At 34.3% G+C, this 19,209-nt stretch carries 14 protein-coding genes; all 14 read right to left on the bottom strand.

Annotation, left to right across the window (positions count from 1 at the left end; genetic code table 11):
* Window positions 1-7: 7 nt before the first annotated feature.
* A complete protein-coding gene (locus IGJ05_RS00810) occupies window positions 8-673 on the bottom strand; it encodes a potassium channel family protein (protein ID WP_005229566.1) in 666 nt (221 codons plus the stop codon).
* An 86-nt stretch (window positions 674-759) separates the two neighbouring features.
* A complete protein-coding gene (locus IGJ05_RS00805) occupies window positions 760-1,389 on the bottom strand; it encodes a response regulator transcription factor (protein WP_005236913.1) in 630 nt (209 codons plus the stop codon).
* Window positions 1,390-1,392: 3 nt separating this feature from the next.
* Window positions 1,393-2,460 (bottom strand): sensor histidine kinase, encoded by a 1,068-nt coding sequence (locus tag IGJ05_RS00800; RefSeq protein ID WP_081117280.1) that lies wholly within the window; start codon window positions 2,458-2,460, stop codon window positions 1,393-1,395.
* Window positions 2,457-3,188: a cell wall-active antibiotics response protein LiaF gene (gene liaF / locus IGJ05_RS00795; protein ID WP_010749367.1), complete on the bottom strand. Its 732-nt coding sequence runs from the start codon at window positions 3,186-3,188 to the stop codon at window positions 2,457-2,459. The genes IGJ05_RS00800 and liaF overlap by 4 nt, the downstream gene beginning before the upstream one ends.
* A gap of 152 nt (window positions 3,189-3,340) precedes the next feature.
* The gene (gene greA / locus IGJ05_RS00790) at window positions 3,341-3,820 is read right to left on the bottom strand and encodes a transcription elongation factor GreA (RefSeq protein WP_005229556.1); all 480 of its coding nucleotides are present in this window, start codon (window positions 3,818-3,820) and stop codon (window positions 3,341-3,343) included.
* A gap of 115 nt (window positions 3,821-3,935) precedes the next feature.
* A complete protein-coding gene (gene mltG / locus IGJ05_RS00785; RefSeq protein WP_015510027.1) occupies window positions 3,936-5,279 on the bottom strand; it encodes an endolytic transglycosylase MltG in 1,344 nt (447 codons plus the stop codon).
* 319 nt (window positions 5,280-5,598) lie between these two features.
* On the bottom strand, window positions 5,599-8,196 hold the full coding sequence (locus IGJ05_RS00780) for a GW domain-containing glycosaminoglycan-binding protein (protein ID WP_438724980.1): 2,598 nt from the start codon (window positions 8,194-8,196) through the stop codon (window positions 5,599-5,601).
* Between the two features lie 331 nt (window positions 8,197-8,527).
* The gene (locus IGJ05_RS00775; protein ID WP_225001412.1) at window positions 8,528-11,008 is read right to left on the bottom strand and encodes a glycosyltransferase; all 2,481 of its coding nucleotides are present in this window, start codon (window positions 11,006-11,008) and stop codon (window positions 8,528-8,530) included.
* Window positions 10,998-12,125: an acyltransferase family protein gene (locus IGJ05_RS00770; protein WP_225001413.1), complete on the bottom strand. Its 1,128-nt coding sequence runs from the start codon at window positions 12,123-12,125 to the stop codon at window positions 10,998-11,000. The genes IGJ05_RS00775 and IGJ05_RS00770 overlap by 11 nt, the downstream gene beginning before the upstream one ends.
* On the bottom strand, window positions 12,112-13,608 hold the full coding sequence (locus tag IGJ05_RS00765; protein ID WP_225001414.1) for a DUF6020 family protein: 1,497 nt from the start codon (window positions 13,606-13,608) through the stop codon (window positions 12,112-12,114). Before IGJ05_RS00765 ends, IGJ05_RS00770 begins: the two co-directional genes overlap by 14 nt.
* Window positions 13,609-13,887: 279 nt before the next feature.
* Entirely contained in the window at window positions 13,888-14,832 is a 945-nt protein-coding gene (locus IGJ05_RS00760) for a glycosyltransferase family 2 protein (protein ID WP_086338063.1), read from the bottom strand.
* Window positions 14,832-17,204 carry a CDP-glycerol glycerophosphotransferase family protein gene (locus IGJ05_RS00755; protein ID WP_225001415.1) on the bottom strand — a complete coding sequence of 791 codons (2,373 nt, stop codon included), beginning with the start codon at window positions 17,202-17,204 and terminating at the stop codon, window positions 14,832-14,834. Before IGJ05_RS00755 ends, IGJ05_RS00760 begins: the two co-directional genes overlap by 1 nt.
* A 3-nt stretch (window positions 17,205-17,207) precedes the next feature.
* On the bottom strand, window positions 17,208-17,939 hold the full coding sequence (locus tag IGJ05_RS00750; protein WP_225001416.1) for a WecB/TagA/CpsF family glycosyltransferase: 732 nt from the start codon (window positions 17,937-17,939) through the stop codon (window positions 17,208-17,210).
* Window positions 17,929-19,062 carry a CDP-glycerol glycerophosphotransferase family protein gene (locus IGJ05_RS00745; protein WP_266167323.1) on the bottom strand — a complete coding sequence of 378 codons (1,134 nt, stop codon included), beginning with the start codon at window positions 19,060-19,062 and terminating at the stop codon, window positions 17,929-17,931. Before IGJ05_RS00745 ends, IGJ05_RS00750 begins: the two co-directional genes overlap by 11 nt.
* Window positions 19,063-19,209 lie beyond the last annotated feature (147 nt).

Raw genomic sequence — 19,209 nt, 5'->3', positions numbered from 1 at the left:
TTCACTCCTAATCATTCATATGTTCATCAAGTATATCTACATCATCTGTATTGCCGATCACGAGTAAATTGTCATTTTCACGCACGATCGCCTCTGCATCAGGCGAAACGATCACTTGTCCTGGTCCCCGACGAATCGCAACGACTGTCAGACCATATTTTTGTCGAAAATTCAGCTCAATCAGGGATTTATTGAAAAAGCGTGGATTGGACACGCGAATCTCTGCTAGAGAAAATTCGTCAGATAGTTCAATATAATCTAAAATATTTTTGGAAACAAGATTATGGGCGATGCGAATCCCCATGTCACGTTCGGGATGAACGACACGGTCTGCGCCGAGTTTTTCCAGTACACGGGCATGGTATTCGTTTTGGGCTTTCGCTAAGATATTAGGAACACCCATTTCTTTGACCATCAAGGTCACCAAAATACTAGCTTGAATATCCTCACCAATCGCAACAATGACATGGTCAAAGTTACGGATACCCAATGAGCGTAACGTCATCTCATCTTGTGCGTTGCCGACCACCGCATGGGTGGCGATATTCATATACTCATTGACACGATCTTCGTTGCTATCGATCGCCAGTACTTCTTGTCCAGATTCAATCAACGTGCGACAAATACTGCCACCAAAACGGCCCAGACCGATTATTGCATAATTTTGCTTCACCACAAACGCTCCTTTTTTACCAGATCATAATTTAGTATAACAAAAACCTCCTCTGCTTGCCATGAGGAGGTATGATTATTAAGACTTTATTTTATCAAACCATGTTTAAAAGCATATATCGTAGCTTGTGTACGATCTTCTACTTCTAATTTTGATAAGATATTTGACACATGTGTCTTCACTGTTTTCAGCGTAATGAAGAGTGAATCCGCAATCTCTTGGTTGCTCTTTCCTTCGGCGATCAACAGTAACACTTCTTGTTCCCGATTGGTCAAATCTTCATGTAGGATCGGTGTCCGATTCGTCAAACGATCCATCATTTTCGTGGTGACTTCGGGTTCTAAGACCCGCTCTCCTCGCTGGGTTGCACGAATGGCTTCCGCAATCTCATGAGCAGTAGACGTCTTTAACAGGTAACCTGCCGCACCCGCTTCAATAGCAGGATAGACTTTTTCGTCATCAATAAAACTAGTGACAATAATGATTTTTGCTTCGGGCCAATCATTTAAAATCAATTTCGTAGATTCGATCCCATCCATTTCATCCATCACCAAATCCATCAAAATCACATCTGGACGTAATTCCAATGCCTTTTCATACCCGACTCGACCATTTTCCGCTTCCCCAATTACTTCTATATCGTCTTGAATCGATAGATAAGAAGAAACCCCAAGACGAACCATTTCATGGTCATCAACTAACAACACTTTAATCATACCTTATGCCTCCTTCAACAGTGGAACTTTAATTTCAATACTGGTTCCTTGATTTTTAAAACTAATAATTTTCAACGTTCCGCCAACGGCACTTACCCGTTCTCGGATATTCATCAAACCATAGCTGCCGGCCTTTTGATCTTGTGGATCAAAGCCAACACCGTCATCGATCACCCGCAACAACACGTTATTATCAATGCGATGCAAGTAAACTTCCAACTCATTGGCCTTGGCGTGACGCAGTGTATTAGATAAGAGTTCTTGGATCACACGAAAGAGTTGATCTTCAATCGAACTAGGCATCGTAAAGTCTTCAATATCCCAAGTCAATAGAATTTTGATTTTGGTTTCTAATTCTTTTAACAATTGCTCGATTCCTTGCTTTAGACTCTTCCCTTCCAAAGTAACAGGTCGTAGATGAAGCAAGAGCGCCCGCATTTCAGATTGCGAAGCATTGATAATGTCTGTGACCATAGCTAACTGTTTCTTTTGGCTTTCTGGCGCATCTGTTCGAATCGCTTGCTCATTTAGTGCAGACATCATCATCATGGCGGCAAACAGCTGTTGAGAAACAGAGTCGTGCAATTCACGAGCCAGACGCTGCCTTTCTGCTTCTAAAATCTCTTCTTTCGTCTGACCATCAACAAACTGCGGTTTCGCATTCAATTGCTGTAATTCCATCGACATCTGTTTCATCTTCGATTGGATACTGGCAATGTCACGATCCACATTCGCAATCAAGTGGTTTTCAGACGCATGGGGGATTTTTGTTTCCAATAAAGGGCTATCGATATAGCCGCTGGCTAACAGTCTTAACTTTTCTTCCACCGGACCGTATTGACGGTTGCGAAAAAAAGAAATCAGTAAAAAGATAGCTAAAGCAATCAATGCAGATATTACAAGTAAGTGAAAGACGATTGGGATAAAGAAGAGCTTGATTTGAAAGACTTCTATCAGCCAATTATTTTTCCCACTGGCATACAAATAGGAAAACAGCATCAAAATCATGGTGAAAAAACTTGCTAATCCTGCATAAAAAGCGATCATGCCTCTTGAAAATTTCCCGATCATACCCGAATCACCTCAACATCACCAACAAGGGTATTCGTCAAGATTTTCAAACGCCGACTATTTTCGCCATAATCCGGGCTGTAGATCGTCACTTTTTCATTTTTCAAGCTCGTTTCTTCGCCTTCAAAGATAACGGAGCCAATAAAAGTACTGTGCTCTAATTTGATTGCTATACCAGCAGGCACTAAAATACGAGTTCTGCCAAAGCCTTTTCGTACGATCACGACGTTTTCTTTCTTAGGCAATAAAGTGTTGCCTAGATCGATGAAAGTGTCCCCAGTCAAGATATCTAAATTGATATCGTCCCATTCATAGACTTGACTGCCGATCCGTTCATTGCCTAACCATTGCTGCTTTTGTTTCAGTGGATGATCAGCTTTGGGTTCTTCAGTTTCAACGATAATCATTTGTTTTTTGCGCCAGAATGAATTTTTAGTTAAGTCGATTCCGGTAATCTCGACTCCTTTTAAACCAATAAATAAAATCGCAAAAATCAGCATCAGCCACAGTGCTGGACTATTTAACAAACTGATCAAAATAGCAATGGAACTTGAGACCATCAAGAAATTTTTAAAATTGCTCTTGCGCTCACTTCGGTTCACAAGGACCAAGCACGTCACACCAAGTATTAATAAAAATAATAATGGCGGATTAGATAAAATTTGCCATACCGCAAAAAGCAGTAAGAGCGCTTCAACAATAAAGAAAAAACGCCAAGGACTTTTCATTCAAGCTCCTCCTCCTAGTAATTCTACTCTATCATACCTGAAAAAAATGGTTTGTCCATCCGTCGCTGGTCCGAAAAAAGACCCTGTTTGATCAAATTCCCTAAAGGAGAATGAACAACAGGGTCAACTAGATTGATCGAGTGATCAAGCAATTAGCTTTTCTTTACTTCTGTGATTCTTACTTGCATATCTCCGCCTGGCGTTGAGATCGTCACTTCATCGTTGACTTTTTTCCCAATCAAGGCACGAGCGATTGGTGAATCATTGGAAATTTTACCAGAAAACGGATCTGCTTCAGCACTACCGACGATCATGTACTCTTCTTCGTCACCATCAGGCAACTCAACAAAAATCACTGTTTTTCCGATGGAAACTTCATCAGAGTCAACACCCTCATTATCAATGATCTCTGCAAAACGAATCATATTTTCTAAAGTAGTGATTCGGCCTTCGACAAACGCTTGTTCATCTTTAGCAGACTCATACTCTGAGTTTTCGGATAAATCGCCAAAACTGCGGGCTACCTTGATACGTTCAATGATTTCGCCGCGTTTTACCGTTTTCAATTCTTCTAATTCTTGTTCTAGCTTTTCTTTTCCTTCAAGTGTCATTGGGTAAACTTTTTCTACCATAGTTCTTTTCTCCTTTTAGTAACTTCTAATAAATCGCAAAAGGTAATCTTTTGCGATGAGTCCACAAAAGATTACCATGCTTTTTTTTAAATGTAAACTATAAACCTATGAAAATTTAATTTGAGGTATTGTTTACATATTGTTCCACTAATTGCATATGCTGTTCATAGGTTTCCGCAAAGTAAACTTCTTGGGTTTGAATGTCAGCAACGAAATAATAGTAGTTGTTCGGTGTTGGATCTAAGACCGCTTGGATCGCTGCTTCACTTGGATTGTTGAATGGTCCAGGTCCGTAGCCAGTATGCACATAGAGATTATAAGGAGAGTCAACTTGGGTGTCCTCATAAGTAACTAGCTCTTTGTGCTCACCTAACGCATATAGAATCGAAATATCCGATTGCAGCGGCATATCAATCGCTAAACGATTGAAGAATACCTGTGCGATATTTTTACGATCTTCTAGCTTACTGCCCTCTTTTTCAACAAGTGATGCCAAAGTAAGGACTTCTTGAACCGTCATTTCTTTTTGAGCGATTTGATCGAAATATTTTGACAAGACTGAATTTGATTTATCCACCATTTGGGTAACGACTTCTTCTAGGGTATTCCCTGTATAGTAGTCGTAAGTTGCTGGGAACAAGTATCCTTCTAGTCGGTAACGCACACCTTGCGCATCGCCGGCACTTGCTAAAAGCTCAGGATAGGTTTCTTTCATTTTTTCAAAGAACTCGTCACTTTCCATCAAAGCTAGGAAATCGTCTTTCGAGATATTCGTCGCTTCCGCTAGAGCATCACCGATTTGATCAACATCAAATCCTTCTGGAATCGTCACTTTTGCATCAGAGGTGACCGAGCCTTCGCCATTTTGCAGCATCTTTGAGATTTGATCCAATGTCATACTAGGAGAAAAATGATAATTTCCTGCTTGAAATCCAGTTAAATTATTGAATTTCGTATAATAGTTAAAAATCATACCACTTTTAATGATATTGTCTTCTTCCAAAATTTCTCCAATTGCTTTGTTGGACGATCCACTAGGAATCTCAACCGCCACCGTTTCTGTATCTTCTGGATTCAACGGCTGCAATCCTGATGTCACATAACGATACATTGAAAATCCTAAAACACCACCGATGACGAGCAGAGCAAGGACTACGATCAAAACGATCCGATTGACAATCCGATCTTCTTTTTTGCGTTGCTGCTTGCGCAATTGCGTTTCCCCACCTTCAGCTATGGGCACTTCTTCTGCTGCTGCCCTACGACTTGTAGCAGCTTGCTTTGCTTGTTTATTTTTGGTCTTTCCACTTGCAGTTCGCGAACCCACCTCTTCTTGAGGTTGTTGAATAGGACGCTCGTTCAAACCATCGCTTTCTTGGGTTTGATCTGATTGAGGTTGCTTTAAAGCTCCTAATACTTCATCTTTAAAGGACTTATCCTCTGGATGTTGTTTACTCAAAACAACTCCTCCTAACTTTCGTAATACTGGCTTGTACCATTATACACGAAAGTTAGGAGGAGTGGAATCAATTTTACCGTTCGATTTAATAAACTTTACGATATCACTGAATCTCTTTTCGATAAACAACTTATTCCCATTTGTGTTTGATCATTAATACCTTTTAAAATTTATTATTTCACTCAAATCACCATGAAACTTTGTAATTAAACACATTTTTTAAATGTTATATGAACCAAAAGCGTTGTCTCCATCTTATGATCTATTTTGATTCAAGAAAGAAAACAATTACGATTGTTCGTTCTAAAGCTAGTAAAACTTATTCTTTATCCTCCGAAGAAAAGACTATACTACTCGAATCCATCATACTAGATTCTTCAGAGATACTTGGACTAGTTTCTGGTATTGCTTCTGATGAATCTTTTGTTTCTTTTACACTGTCTTTAGATGTAGTAGTTGTTTCCTCAGTCTGTGGCTGTTCACTTACAGATGGAACAGCTTTTAATCCAATGAAGTTTCGAATATCAGCCCATGCAGTCATACTACCATCTACTGTTTGGAATTGATAGTATTCACCACTTGACGTCTTCGCATAGTTAATTATCTTCACATCTTTATTCACATAGGCGCTCGTATTACCGATTCGTGTTGCTCCATACGTATTCCATGGACCTGCATAAATACCATCATACTTGGTTGCTTGTACTTTACTATATTGATTCATTGCTTTTTGTTCGATGATCGTATCGTACATCTTGAAGTTTCGAATATCAGCCCATGCAGTCATACTACCATCTACTGTTTGGAATTGATAATATTCACCACTTGACGTCTTCGCATAGTTAATTAGCTTCACATCTTTATTCACGTAGGCGCTCGTATTACCGATTCGTGTTGCTCCATACGTATTCCATGGGCCTGCATAAATACCATCATACTTGGTTGCTTGTACTTTACTATATTGATTCATTGCTTTTTGTTCGATGATCGTATCATACATCTTGAAGTTTCGAATATCAGCCCATGCAGTCATACTACCATCTACTGTTTGGAATTGATAGTATTCACCACTTGCCGTCTTCGCATAGTTAATTAGCTTCACATCTTTATTCACGTAGGCGCTCGTATTACCGATTCGTGTTGCTCCATACGTATTCCATGGGCCTGCATAAATACCATCATACTTGGTTGCTTGTACTTTACTATATTGATTCATTGCTTTTTGTTCGATGATCGTATCGTACATCTTGAAGTTTCGAATATCAGCCCATGCAGTCATACTACCATCTACTGTTTGGAATTGATAATATTCACCACTTGCCGTCTTCGCATAGTTAATTAGCTTCACATCTTTATTCACGTAGGCGCTCGTATTACCGATTCGTGTTGCTCCATACGTATTCCATGGGCCTGCATAAATACCATCATACTTGGTTGCTTGTACTTTACTATATTGATTCATTGCTTTTTGTTCGATGATCGTATCGTACATCTTGAAGTTTCGAATATCAGCCCATGCAGTCATACTACCATCTACTGTTTGGAATTGATAATATTCACCACTTGACGTCTTCGCATAGTTAATTAGCTTCACATCTTTATTCACGTAGGCGCTCGTATTACCGATTCGTGTTGCTCCATACGTATTCCATGGGCCTGCATAAATACCATCATACTTGGTTACTTGTACTTTGCTATATTGGTCCAAAGTCTTACTAGAAAGAATTTTGTCATATAAAGTAAGGGTTCTATAATCAACCCAGCCAACAATCGTCCCATTTGAGTCTTTAAATTTATAGTACTTATCTGTCGCAGTCGATGCTTCTTCAATCACTGTTAATTTTTGACCATTATAATTTGATAGATCGCCAATTTTTGTATAACCAGGCGTATTCCAAGGAACATTATAGATGCCCGAATATTTAAGATCTTTTATTGTAGCATCGTTATCTAATGTTTTACTCGATAATACTTTGCCATATAATTTTATATTCTTTTCAGCTACCCAGCCTAAATAATTAGATCCCTCTTTAACTAAATAATATTTACTGTTGCCTGGCATAGTAACTTCTCGAATTGCATTTAGTTTTTTATTAGCATAACTGCTAATATTCCCAGTTATTTTAGAATCAATATTACCTTGAGGTTCAGAAAAAATGTACCCGGTACCAGTCACTAAAGCATCGTTATTTATATTTTCTATCTTCGTAGCAACAGACCCACCAATCTTGTTATATATATAAACAACTAATTCATAGAAATCATACATTGAATAATTATTTGCACTAAAGTATCCCACAGGATCAGTATGATCCGTTCCTCCTAAAAACCTAGTAACTGCATCGTGACTCCAAATAGTTCCTTTCCCATCACTATGAGCATTATCTGGAAACAAATTATATTTTTTTAACATATATGCTGTATAAAAAGCGTCGTTATATACAGATCGATCAAAATTTGAACTAGAAACTCGCACCAATTCTATTTGAATAAATTTGGGATTAGCTTGTCGACCGGCCCCCCAACTGTAATAGTCTGTAGGATGGATCTCAATAATATTATTATGATCAACAAAAGCATGCACAAAAGCATTTTGCCAATTTCTTTTCATATATGCAATCTCATTTTGGATTGTAGAGTTTGAATTTGCAGTTTCATGTATGACAACACCAGTAGGCAAAGCATATCCATCTTGATAGTTCATCTTATCAAAATTACCAGAATAGTCTTTTTGAATTTTAAGAAATGGGTAGTTTTTACTAATAATCTGCGAGTTTCTCTGACTCCTTAATAATGCAGTGATTTCATCATTAAGAATATTTGAGTCAAATATATCATCCGCATGAGCATTAGTAGGGAGCATTAGTATAGCTACGAACATACATACTTTTAGTAATTTTATAAGTACTTTTTTCATAATACCTCCTTGAATAATTAAAACTAAATTTGATAATCCTATTAGATGCTTACTTTTTAAATTGTACCATAAAACAAATCAAGGCTATAGATTCTAAATAATTTATTTTATATAAATTCATCTGCAATCTATGACTGTCTGGGATTTTATTTCTAAATTCCTTTCAAATTGGTAATTTAATGAACACTCTTTCAAACAACTCTACATAAAAACCTAAGACAGAAAAACTCTATTCTGTCTCAGGTTAAATTCAGTAGTTATACATACCATACTACTTAGTATATGCTGTTACATAGTTAGTTATACCAATCAGTGATTTATGAGTATTATTCTATTCAATCAATGCATAGAAGCGATTTAATGCGTCTTGATTGTATTGATCCACATTTAATGATGAAGGAATTTTTTCTCCAGCCAAATAGCGATTCATACCGCCCACTAGCCCCTCAACACTATTGTCCACTATCATTCCATTTTGATCTTCCAAAACAGAAATATTTCCTGGAATATCCGTTGCAACAACTGGAATTTGAAGTGCTAGACATTCTAGCAAAGTCATTGGTTGTCCTTCGTGATTTGAAGGAAAGACGAATAAATCACACTTATCTAGTATCTCCATTGCATGTACGGTTTGCCCTACAAAAATAACATTTTTTTCTAAGCCCAATACATATGCTGTGGTCTTAAGTTTTTTCTCTTCTTTTCCAGAACCAATAATATAAAGCTGGTGCTGATCATTTGATTGCATCATAATTTCTTTAAAAGCAAACAATAGTTTTTCTTGATCTTTTTCAGGAGATAACCGACCAATTGTCACAAAGTTTTTGGCATTCTTAGTAGGAGCAGTCACTCCTACTAACATATTTCTTCCAAACTCACTAGCTTCTTCAATAATTAACTTTTCTTCCCCTAGAACCTCTTTGATTGATAGTTGGGGATTATTTCGATGATCGAAAAGGTATTCCTTATCCAATAAATTTGGAACATAAACAAATTTGTCATTTGAAACAAATTTCGAAAGATTTTTTTTGTTCTGTTCCATTGTAAGTTTACCAACGGATGCAATATAATCAAAGTATTTATAGAATTCGAAAATAGTGGTTAAATTTTTCTTATGAACGTATCGACCTTCTACAACTTTATCAAACTCTGCCTGCATGTCATTATGCTGATAAATAATTTTTCTTTTCGCTTTAGAAAATGCCATCATATATGACCAGAACGGAGCGTATCCGCCAAAATCAATAGCTCTATCAACTTGAGTATTCCCCAAAAGCCGTTTCCATTCTCTAGCTACAAATATCTGATGTGTTTTGATATCTTCTACAGAAGAACGGTTAAATAATCTATTATACTTAATCCACTCTGAATAAGTAAGGCTTAACCCATTATTTCTATAGACAACATGTGCTTTCTCCGATAATCTATCAATATTTGCCTCAAATTCTTGGTTAACCTTGTTTTTATCAACAATGATTAAATTGTACTTATCATAATCAAAATTTTTACTTAGATTAATTAAAGAAGAGGTAATCCCATTATTTAATAGCCCTCCGCCATATACAACAACATTCGGTTTGTGATTATCAAAAGAGCGAACATTAACAGCCTTATTCCCGTTCATTATAAAGTTTATATACTTCTCTGTTACGTGACCGTCCTCGTGAGAAATATATTTTTCCTTAAAAATAGTTACATTCGGATTAGCATGAAATTTTTCATTATCTGCCGACAAAATAGAATCCACTAATTTTTTCGTTGTAGTACAAATTTCTCCAGGCATTTCATTTAAATCGAAATATAGACCTCTTGAGTGCTCATATTCTTCTTTATCATACATATAAAACAAAATTGGTTTATCTGTAACCAAGTAATCAAAGAAAATACTACTGTAATCAGTAATTAAAATATCTACAAAGTGAAGTAATTCATTGGCATCAATCCAATCTGGTACTAGAAAGATATCATCTAAGGGAATCTCTTTTATAAATTGATAAACTAAAGGATGTACTTTAACAATAAACTGTTTATTACTTCCAGAAATCCCCTGAGAGATCGCGTTCAATCGTTCAACCATATCCGTCGTTGTATCTTGTACTCGACCAGTAATTCCTCTCCAAGTCGGCGCATATAAAACTAACTCTTTATTTAGATCAATCTTATTTTTTTCTAGAAAGTTTTTCACAACTTCACTTTTACTGAAAATACTATCTATTCTGGGATACCCATTTTCTAACACTTTACCCTTGTAAATGCCATCGATATCATAGGAGTATACCATTTTATCTGTAGTAAACGTATTTGGGGATAGTAAAAAATCACTTTGCAAAAAATTCCTTTGAACATTGTAGTTCTGAGCAACATTACCAGCCATTTCTTTTCCTAATGTTTTTAAGGGAGTTCCATGCCAAGTATTTACATATACTTGGCCTTCGTTTTTGATGTAATAAGGTGGCAAAGTAACATTACTGTAGATATATTTTGCTACCGTTAAATAGTAATAGTAATCCTTCGTATAAGGTGTTACAAATTTGACATTTTTAAACTTACTGTAATACTTTACGTATTCATTATCTGTTACATCGTTCAAAGACCAAACATGAATTAAATGATTATACTCATTACTATTTACTAAATATTTAAATATCGCAAATGGATTATCATTCATCGCTTTTCCATGAAAAGACTCATAAAAAACAATATTGCTTTTCACCTTGTTTCTATTGTAATTTTTAGTGAACTGAGTTCTTCTCGAGAATTCTTCATTTAGCATATTCCTACTGAAGTTTTTAAGTATGCCTTTAAAATCCATTTTTTTTCTCCTTTGTACCAAATACTTTTTCTTGAAGATGATGAAGTGGTGTAGAAAATAAATGCATCACCACATTTATTACAGGTATTAAAACGATATAGATGACAATTCCCGTAAGGAATATAAGTATAGAAATGAAAAATCCATACAACACAATATTTTTACCCGAATCAAATTGACTGCCGTTCACAAGTATAGGCCATAAATATTCAGTGCTAAACCATTGGCTACTCTGAATCAAATAAACTCCAAAAGAAGCTCTTGCGACAAATGAATATATCTTTCGTGGTCTAATTTGTAATTTTAGGAAAAATACAAAGATAAGCACTGCGAATATCAATAAATACGGACTAGAATCACGTGTATAAAAAATTGTCTCATTCCATCCCAAAGCAGTAAAAACATTTCCAAAAAAACTATCCTTGTTTGCAAAAATAATCTGTAAACTAATATTAATTCCAATCCCTATAGCCAACATCAAAATATTCATTGTAAATAAAGGAACCATTTTAATTTTTTTAATATTTTCCTCGTTCAATTTTATATAAGCACCGATGGCATATAAAAAAAGAAACCACACTGGATGAGAGAAATTTAATCCTTTATTATAATAAATAAACGTATATGGACTTAAAATAATAAAAGAAAATATCAAAGCTTGTTTTATTTTTTTTATATCCGTACTTACCATTAATTTGTTTATAGCGGGGATACAAAAATACATTAATGTATAAGAGGTAACAAACCAATACTTCCCAAAAACAACTGGAAATAGTCTGAAAACAAACTCTTTCCATTCAAAATGAAAACTAATATCTGGATTAAAAACTAAAAAGAAATAGATAATTAGCGAAATCAACGTTGTTTCTACCCAAATTTGAAATAAGCTTCTAATTTTAGGAATGGAAGAAATTAAAAAATATCCAGTAATCATTACAAAAATATTTACTCCAAGTTTTCCTCCAATCAATAAAGTCTGAGCTGCTAATTTGTTCAACTGAAAACCCGAGGAAAAATCCCATCCTGACCACAACGCGTAGTGGTGAACTATGATAGCCAGAATTGCCAATATTTTCAACACATCAAAACTTCCTATACGTTGGCTAGTTTTCTGCATTTTCGGACACCCTTTCTGAGAATCGTCCCTTTACAGTAGCTAGCCCTAAAATCCCGACAAATAAATTAGGCAATGCATATCTAATATCTTGCGCAGGAATTGCAATAAAAATTGTACCCATTACTAATACATACGGCATAAAAGCAATTATTAGTTTTGTTTTATTTTTGACAATAAGCATAACCATTGAAAAAAGAAACAAAATAAAGTAAAGAGCTGGCATTAATAAAACATAAAGTCTACTTTTTAGAATCCAATTTTGTAACTCGAGCAATTGGTTTCTCACACGGTTATTCCCTTTAGTTATTTCATCTAAATTTAACCCTTCGTAATCCGGATCAATTTCCTCTCTCTGTTCTCTAGTCATGAAGAAAAAAGGACCTTGTTGACCGCTTAACTGGTTTCTAAAGATTGGTCGTAAATTATCCAGTTCTAAAGAAAAGTTTGCGTGCCATAAAATTTCGGTTTGCTTCATATATGCTTCTAATGTTAAGCCAGGATTTCTAATTATGAGACCAAGAACTGTTTCTAAAAATTTTTTAGGATCATCCTTTATTACTTGCTTTTTAAATCGTTCTTTAAATTTTATATTATCGACATTATTCGGTTGGTATAGGTTCTTCCAATCCTCTTTTGGCATCAATGTTTCCAAATATGTCATTTCCTCTTTAGATATAGTCCCGTCATTCTTGATAATAGCAGCGGAAATTTGAACAAAAATTCCTAAAGATTCAGTTGAATCACTTCTAATAACGTTGAAGTGATTATAAATAGGACCCGTGATAACTTGATAGCTAAAAACAACTAATCCGATTACGACGAATAATTTAATAAATTTTTTTCTAAATAAAAATACTGCAAATACTAATGTAGATACAAGCAATGCCGGCCATCCATTATGTCTAAAAAAAACAAATCCTAATAAAGTAAAATATAGTAGAGCTAGATTTGAGATTTTATTTAGCCATTTTCCTTGGCTTATAATGATTCTTACCAAGTATAAGGTAATTAATAAAAGTGTATAAGTAAATAGAGAGTCTTTAACTATATATATACTAGCTAACGGAAAGATCGGTATAGCTATAAAAAAGATACAAGATATCGTCGCAAATTTACTTCCTACAAACTCTCTAATAAAATCACAAAAATATGCCATAATCAAACTATAAATAACAATTTGAAATGCTATAAATCCTATTGGGTATTTTCCTAACGAAGTAGCCATTATAACAAATGTGTGCCCCACTGGATGCCAATCATTCCATGGTACATTACTTGTCTGGATTTGATCCCATTGATTGATAGAATCCGGGAAAAATATTCCTGGATAATATGCATATAAATAAATACTTGACATAACAAAAAAAGCTAAAGTATATACCCAAAAGGATGTGACTTTTCTTTTTGAATTTTCTTGGGGAGAAATTAATAAGTAATCTTGCAAAACGGAAAAAAAGCAAAGAAAATAAGCAAATGTACCCAATAAATAGATTCCTTGCATACTAAATATTAGATTAAATGTTGTCAATATTTCTGAAGGTATCAAACTAATTCCAGTGATTGTTGCAAAAAGAAAAGATATAAAAAAATAGGTCAACCGACTATAGGGTCTTTTTTTTACACTATCACTTAAAAAAAACAATAGAATAAAATTAATTACAGACATTCCGATTATTACTTTTACATCTTGGAAAAGCATCATGCTGAATAATACCGATGCAGTCATCCAGAAGAAATACTTAAAATAGGTCCTGTTTAGCAATTATTTCCCTTCCCTCTTTAACTCAAATAACAGACGATAGACATCCATTTCGTATTGAGCCCTTGACTTTCTAGCCACTGTATCTAAGATTAGTCCACAAACAAATGCTAACATAGCCATTAAAACAAGTCCGACAGCTAGCACTGCAGATGGTAATTTATCGATTAACCCTGTTCTATAAAATTCACTTAAAACTGGAATTCCCGCAATTAAGCCAAAAATTAAGAAGATTAACGCCCACCAAGAAAAGAAAATTAATGGTTTATAGTCTTTAAATAGATTGAATATTGTTTTCAGAACCTTAAATCCATCAGTGAAAGTATTTAGTTTGGATTCACTACCTTCTGGTCGATCACGATATTCAATAGGAACTTCTACTAAATTAAAACGTTTATCTAAAGAATGAATGCTTAACTCTGTTTCAATCTCAAAACCTGGGCTTAAAACAGGAAAGCTTTTAACAAATAACTTGTTGAATCCTCGATACCCTGTCATAATATCTTGATAGTTTGCTTTATACAATCCATTAATTAAACTTCTAACCAAGCTATTGCCTAACCCATGAAAAGCACGTTTATTTTCTTCTGCATAAGTCCCATTTGATAACCGGTCACCAATCGTCATATCTGCGCGCTTTTCTTGAAGTGGCGCTAATAGTTTAAAAACTTCTTCAGCTGGATAAGTATCGTCCCCATCTGCCATGATGTAATAATCTGCATCAATGTCTCGGAACATGGATCGGACTACATTCCCTTTTCCTTGCTTAAATTCTTTACGAACAATTGCTCCTGCGGCTTTAGCTATTTCAAAAGTATTATCGCTTGAATTATTATCATAAACATAAATGTCAGCCTCTGGTAAAACATTTTTAAAGTCTTTGATAACTTTCTCAATGGTTTTTTCTTCATTGTAACATGGTAATAATATTGCTATTTTCTCTTTCATTAACTATTCCACCTTATCATCAATTGTTTTATTATATTTTTTTCGGTATCAATCGCATCCCACGAAAGTAGATTCTGAAGTATTTTCTGGTTATATAATTTTTCGTTATTATGCTTTATTTCACAGGCAAGTTCCTCTTCTGTATATGATTGTCCCATTAAGCCCGTTAATTTTTCTAGATCAAAATACCAACCTATACTATTCTCATAATCTACAGCATCTTCTTGTAAAATAATGATTTTTTTATCTAAGTGAGCAAAATCAAACATAGCAGATGAATAATCTGTAATCAATATATCAGCTATTAAGTATAATTCCTGTATATCAGATATTTCATTAAAGAAACAATGAATACGTGGATCTAAATTATTGTAATAATTGATTAACTCTGATTCTAAAGGATGCAATTTTACAATTAGTTCATATTCATTTGGCAACTGATTTAAAACTTTTATAAAATCAAGTTGACTGATAGCATCTCTTTTTTGTTTTCTCCAAGTTGGACAATACAAAATATATTTTTTCCCTAACTCGAAATTATAATTAAAATACTTCCCTAATAGCTTATTTTTTAATGCCGTATTATCTTTATTTTTTATCAAAAAAGCATTTCTTGGTGCGCCACTTTTTAAAATTTTTAATTGCGTGTTTTTTTCTAATTGAAAAGCACTTTCAAATAATTTTAAATTCCGTGGAGAAGAAGTAATCAAGTAATTCCATTTTTTCATTCTTGGGATAAATGCGGATACTTCAGTTTCTCTTTGACGAAAATCAACTAAATCTGCAACCATTTTTTTTAGAGGAACACCATGCCAAGTTTCTAAAAAAATCTGGCCCTCTACTTTGCCTGCTTTATCCAACGAATTCCCGTTCAATATCACTAACTTTGATTTTCTAAACTTTGTGACATATTGTTTTCCGCCTAGACGCACCGGTATCATTCCGTAAGAATATATTTCCATGTCAACTAATTCATTCACTGAGCTAACGTAAAACGTGTACTCAGGAAAATTTTTCTTTAACGCTATGGCAAGATATTTCGGATCACCTGCGAAAGATTTGCCATGAAAAGATTCTACAAAAACAAAATCATCCCTCAGATTTCCCTTTAACAGTATATCACTTGTAGGAGTTGCCTCTGTTTTTCTCATCAATCTCTTTAACATTTCTTTAGTTTTCACAGAAGAAACAATAGGTCCGATAACCCTCATCTCTTTTAATCTAAGATAAATCTTAAGAGCAAATGTATCTTTACTTAGATTATTCTGATCATAAATCATTTGATATAGATTATCTGTTTTACCTTCGAAACGTTGCTTATTTACTAGCGGCGCGGATAGAATTGTTTCTTCATATTTCTTGCCATAATCTTCCAAGGGGCTCAGGTCTTCAACCAAAGGGATGTCGTGTTTAAACAAATGCAGCTTTTCAGAGTAATTCTCGTTTACATAATGAATAATCTCTTGTGCATCTTTTATTATGTTCTTCTCTAACCAACAAAAACTTTTGAAGCCACAATAAATATCCTTTAGTGAATTGTCGTCTCCTTTGTATAAAACGATTGGACGGCCATCTATAAATGCTTCAATAATAGAATAACCAAGAGTTTCATAACGAGCTGTTGACAAATAGATTCCATATTCAGGCACTTTATGATTCAAGAAAACATTCTCACTTAATTGATACAATTCAATTAAGTTTTTATATAAAATTTCACCGGTTCCAGTTCCATTTATATATAATTTATAATGATTTTTGCCTGCTCTGTGAACTAGATAATCCATTAACTTAATACTATAAGCTATATCTTTCTGTGATTCATCAAATCTTGAATATACTAAAAAATTGACTTCCGAATTTATATTTTTCAAAGAGATATCTTTATTTTGTATCTTATTTGCCAAATGACGAATACTTACTGGAAAAACAACAATATTATTATCTTTAAATTTATCCTTTAGTGTTTGTTTGATCTTTTCTGTTGCTACTCGATATGTATCAATAGCATCAGGTGCAAAATCGGTTTCTGGATCAATTAAACTCAGAGGTGTGTGGACTTCTCCAATCACTTTTACTTGAGGGAATTTTTCCTTAATTATTTTTGCAAAGACAAAAAGGCTTTCTCGAGTGATGATATACGTATCTGCTTCCTGACTCTCTGAGAAATCTTTTAACTGATAAAATTGAATTTTGTCTGGATTAATAAATAATTTTTTTATTTTTTTCACTTTCAGGCTAGAAAAAGGTAATAAATTGAAATAGATAATTTCTTTATTATCTGCTAAAAATTCATTGATTAGATTTGTATTACTTCGAGTTGTTCCTCCTGTACCAAATAAATCATAACCAACTATTCCTATTTTTCTTGTCATAACTTAATCGTCTCCTCTAACCTTCCACCACAAACTTTTCACCACAAAGATAGGCAACTGAATAATCCGACCAATCCGTTTCGGATTACTTAACGAACGATAAAGCCACTCTAAATGTAAGTTTATAATCATTTTTGGCGCTCGTTTTACCCGTCCGCTTAAAACATCGAAACTCCCTCCTACATCTTGTAGGACAGTAACATTTAAGCGAGATGTGTTACGAGCCAACCATTGCTCTTGACGTGGAAATCCCAATGCTACAAAGAGAAAGTCTGGCTTTGCTCTATTAATCATTTCAACTACTTCCACTTCTGATAAAGAAGTGTAACCATCTATTCCACCAGTAATTGTCAAGTTAGGATATAATTCACGAGTATTTTCTATGGCATCAAATAAAACTTCGGGTTTCGCTCCATAAAAAAAAACTCTTTTTTGATGATTATTAGCATATTCTAAAAATTTCACCATTAAATCAAATCCAGCTACGCGTTCTTTAATTTTACCACCAGTTAGTTGGGAAACTAGCACTATTCCAATTCCATCGGGAATACGATGTGTACTTTGTTTGATAAATTCTACTATGTCAGGATATTTTTTTGCGTCAACAGCTATTTGTGGATTTATGCTAATTGCCGTCATTTTCTTTCCATTCTCAAAATATAAAGGCAATTCTGCCAAAATAGTTTGATAAGTAACCTGATCAACAGGTAATCCCATGATTACTTCAGTATTCATATTGTGCGTTCACCCACTCTACTAGTTGTTCTATGGCATTCCCTTTAACATATGTGTTCCATTCTTGGTTGAATTGGTTTAAATCACTTGTTCCCTTTTGTATGATTCTGACAAGTTCATCTTGTGTTTTAGCTATGCTCTTTTGTTTTTTGAAACAATCTTGGATACCAACAGTTTTATCATATAAATCATAATCATAACAAAAATAGCAAATCATACCACTCGGGTTGCTTAAACTATACTCAAAAGGTATTGAAGAATAATCAGTCACTAAACAGTCGATTATCGGAAATAAATCTTGGATTTTGTAGCCTTCAAAATTCGTTATGATTCCTTCAATTTTTTTTAAATGTTGTAACTGCTCTAAATCATGGGGATGAAGTTGCACAAGAATGTTCCACTCAGGTAACTCTGTTAGTAATCTGTTAAAATCAATAAAAAAATCTCCTCGTTCTTCCCTGTAGGTTGGTGCGTAGAGGAGCAATTTTTTTTCTCCAAAAATTTTTTTCATTTCTTTTATTTTTTCATCATCACGTTTAAAATACTGATCCGTTGGTGGATAGCCAAAGGGTAAAAAAGTCAATTCACGTTGATAGCTTCTCTCAAAAATTGACGCCATTTTAGGTGAACTTACCACATAGTGGGTATATCGACGATAAACATCCTTATAACGTTTTTGATCGGCCTGGGTTGCTTTTTTAGCATAGTGAGCTTCTAAACCGAATTTTTTAATTGCTCCATTGGCATGCCATAGTTGAACTATTTTTGTTTTGGGTAAAAAGTCAATCCCACCTAATATAGCAAAATAGTTATCGCACAATATAACTCTTGCGCTTTTCAATAAAGGAACAATATGTCTAAATAAAACCAGTTGTGAATCGATACAGTATATTGGACATCCTTTTTCTTGATAAGTTCTTGCTAAATCAGTTGCGTTCTTTGTATAACAAATTGTCAGTCGTTTTTGATACTTCTGAAACAACTTCTCAATTATATAATTGCTTGTACTAGGAAAACTTAGTAAATAAACAATTTGCTGATGCTGCTTCTTATTTTTTTTAGCAAATCGCTTAATTGTGAATAAATAACTTTGCTTAATTTTCGCAAGAAGCCATGATTTCATCACAGTATCCCTTTCTTTTTTTACGCTACCTTTCATTTTACCCGATATTCATCTAAAAGAAAATAATTGTAATAAAACCGTTATATTGTTACCAATAATGAAACATAAATGAAACTTCAAAATAAAAAAATAACAGATGATTGAATA

This window comes from Enterococcus sp. AZ167 (assembly GCF_051714025.1).
Lineage (GTDB): Bacteria > Bacillota > Bacilli > Lactobacillales > Enterococcaceae > Enterococcus_D > Enterococcus_D casseliflavus.
This window is presented reverse-complemented; position numbering and strand designations above follow the sequence as displayed.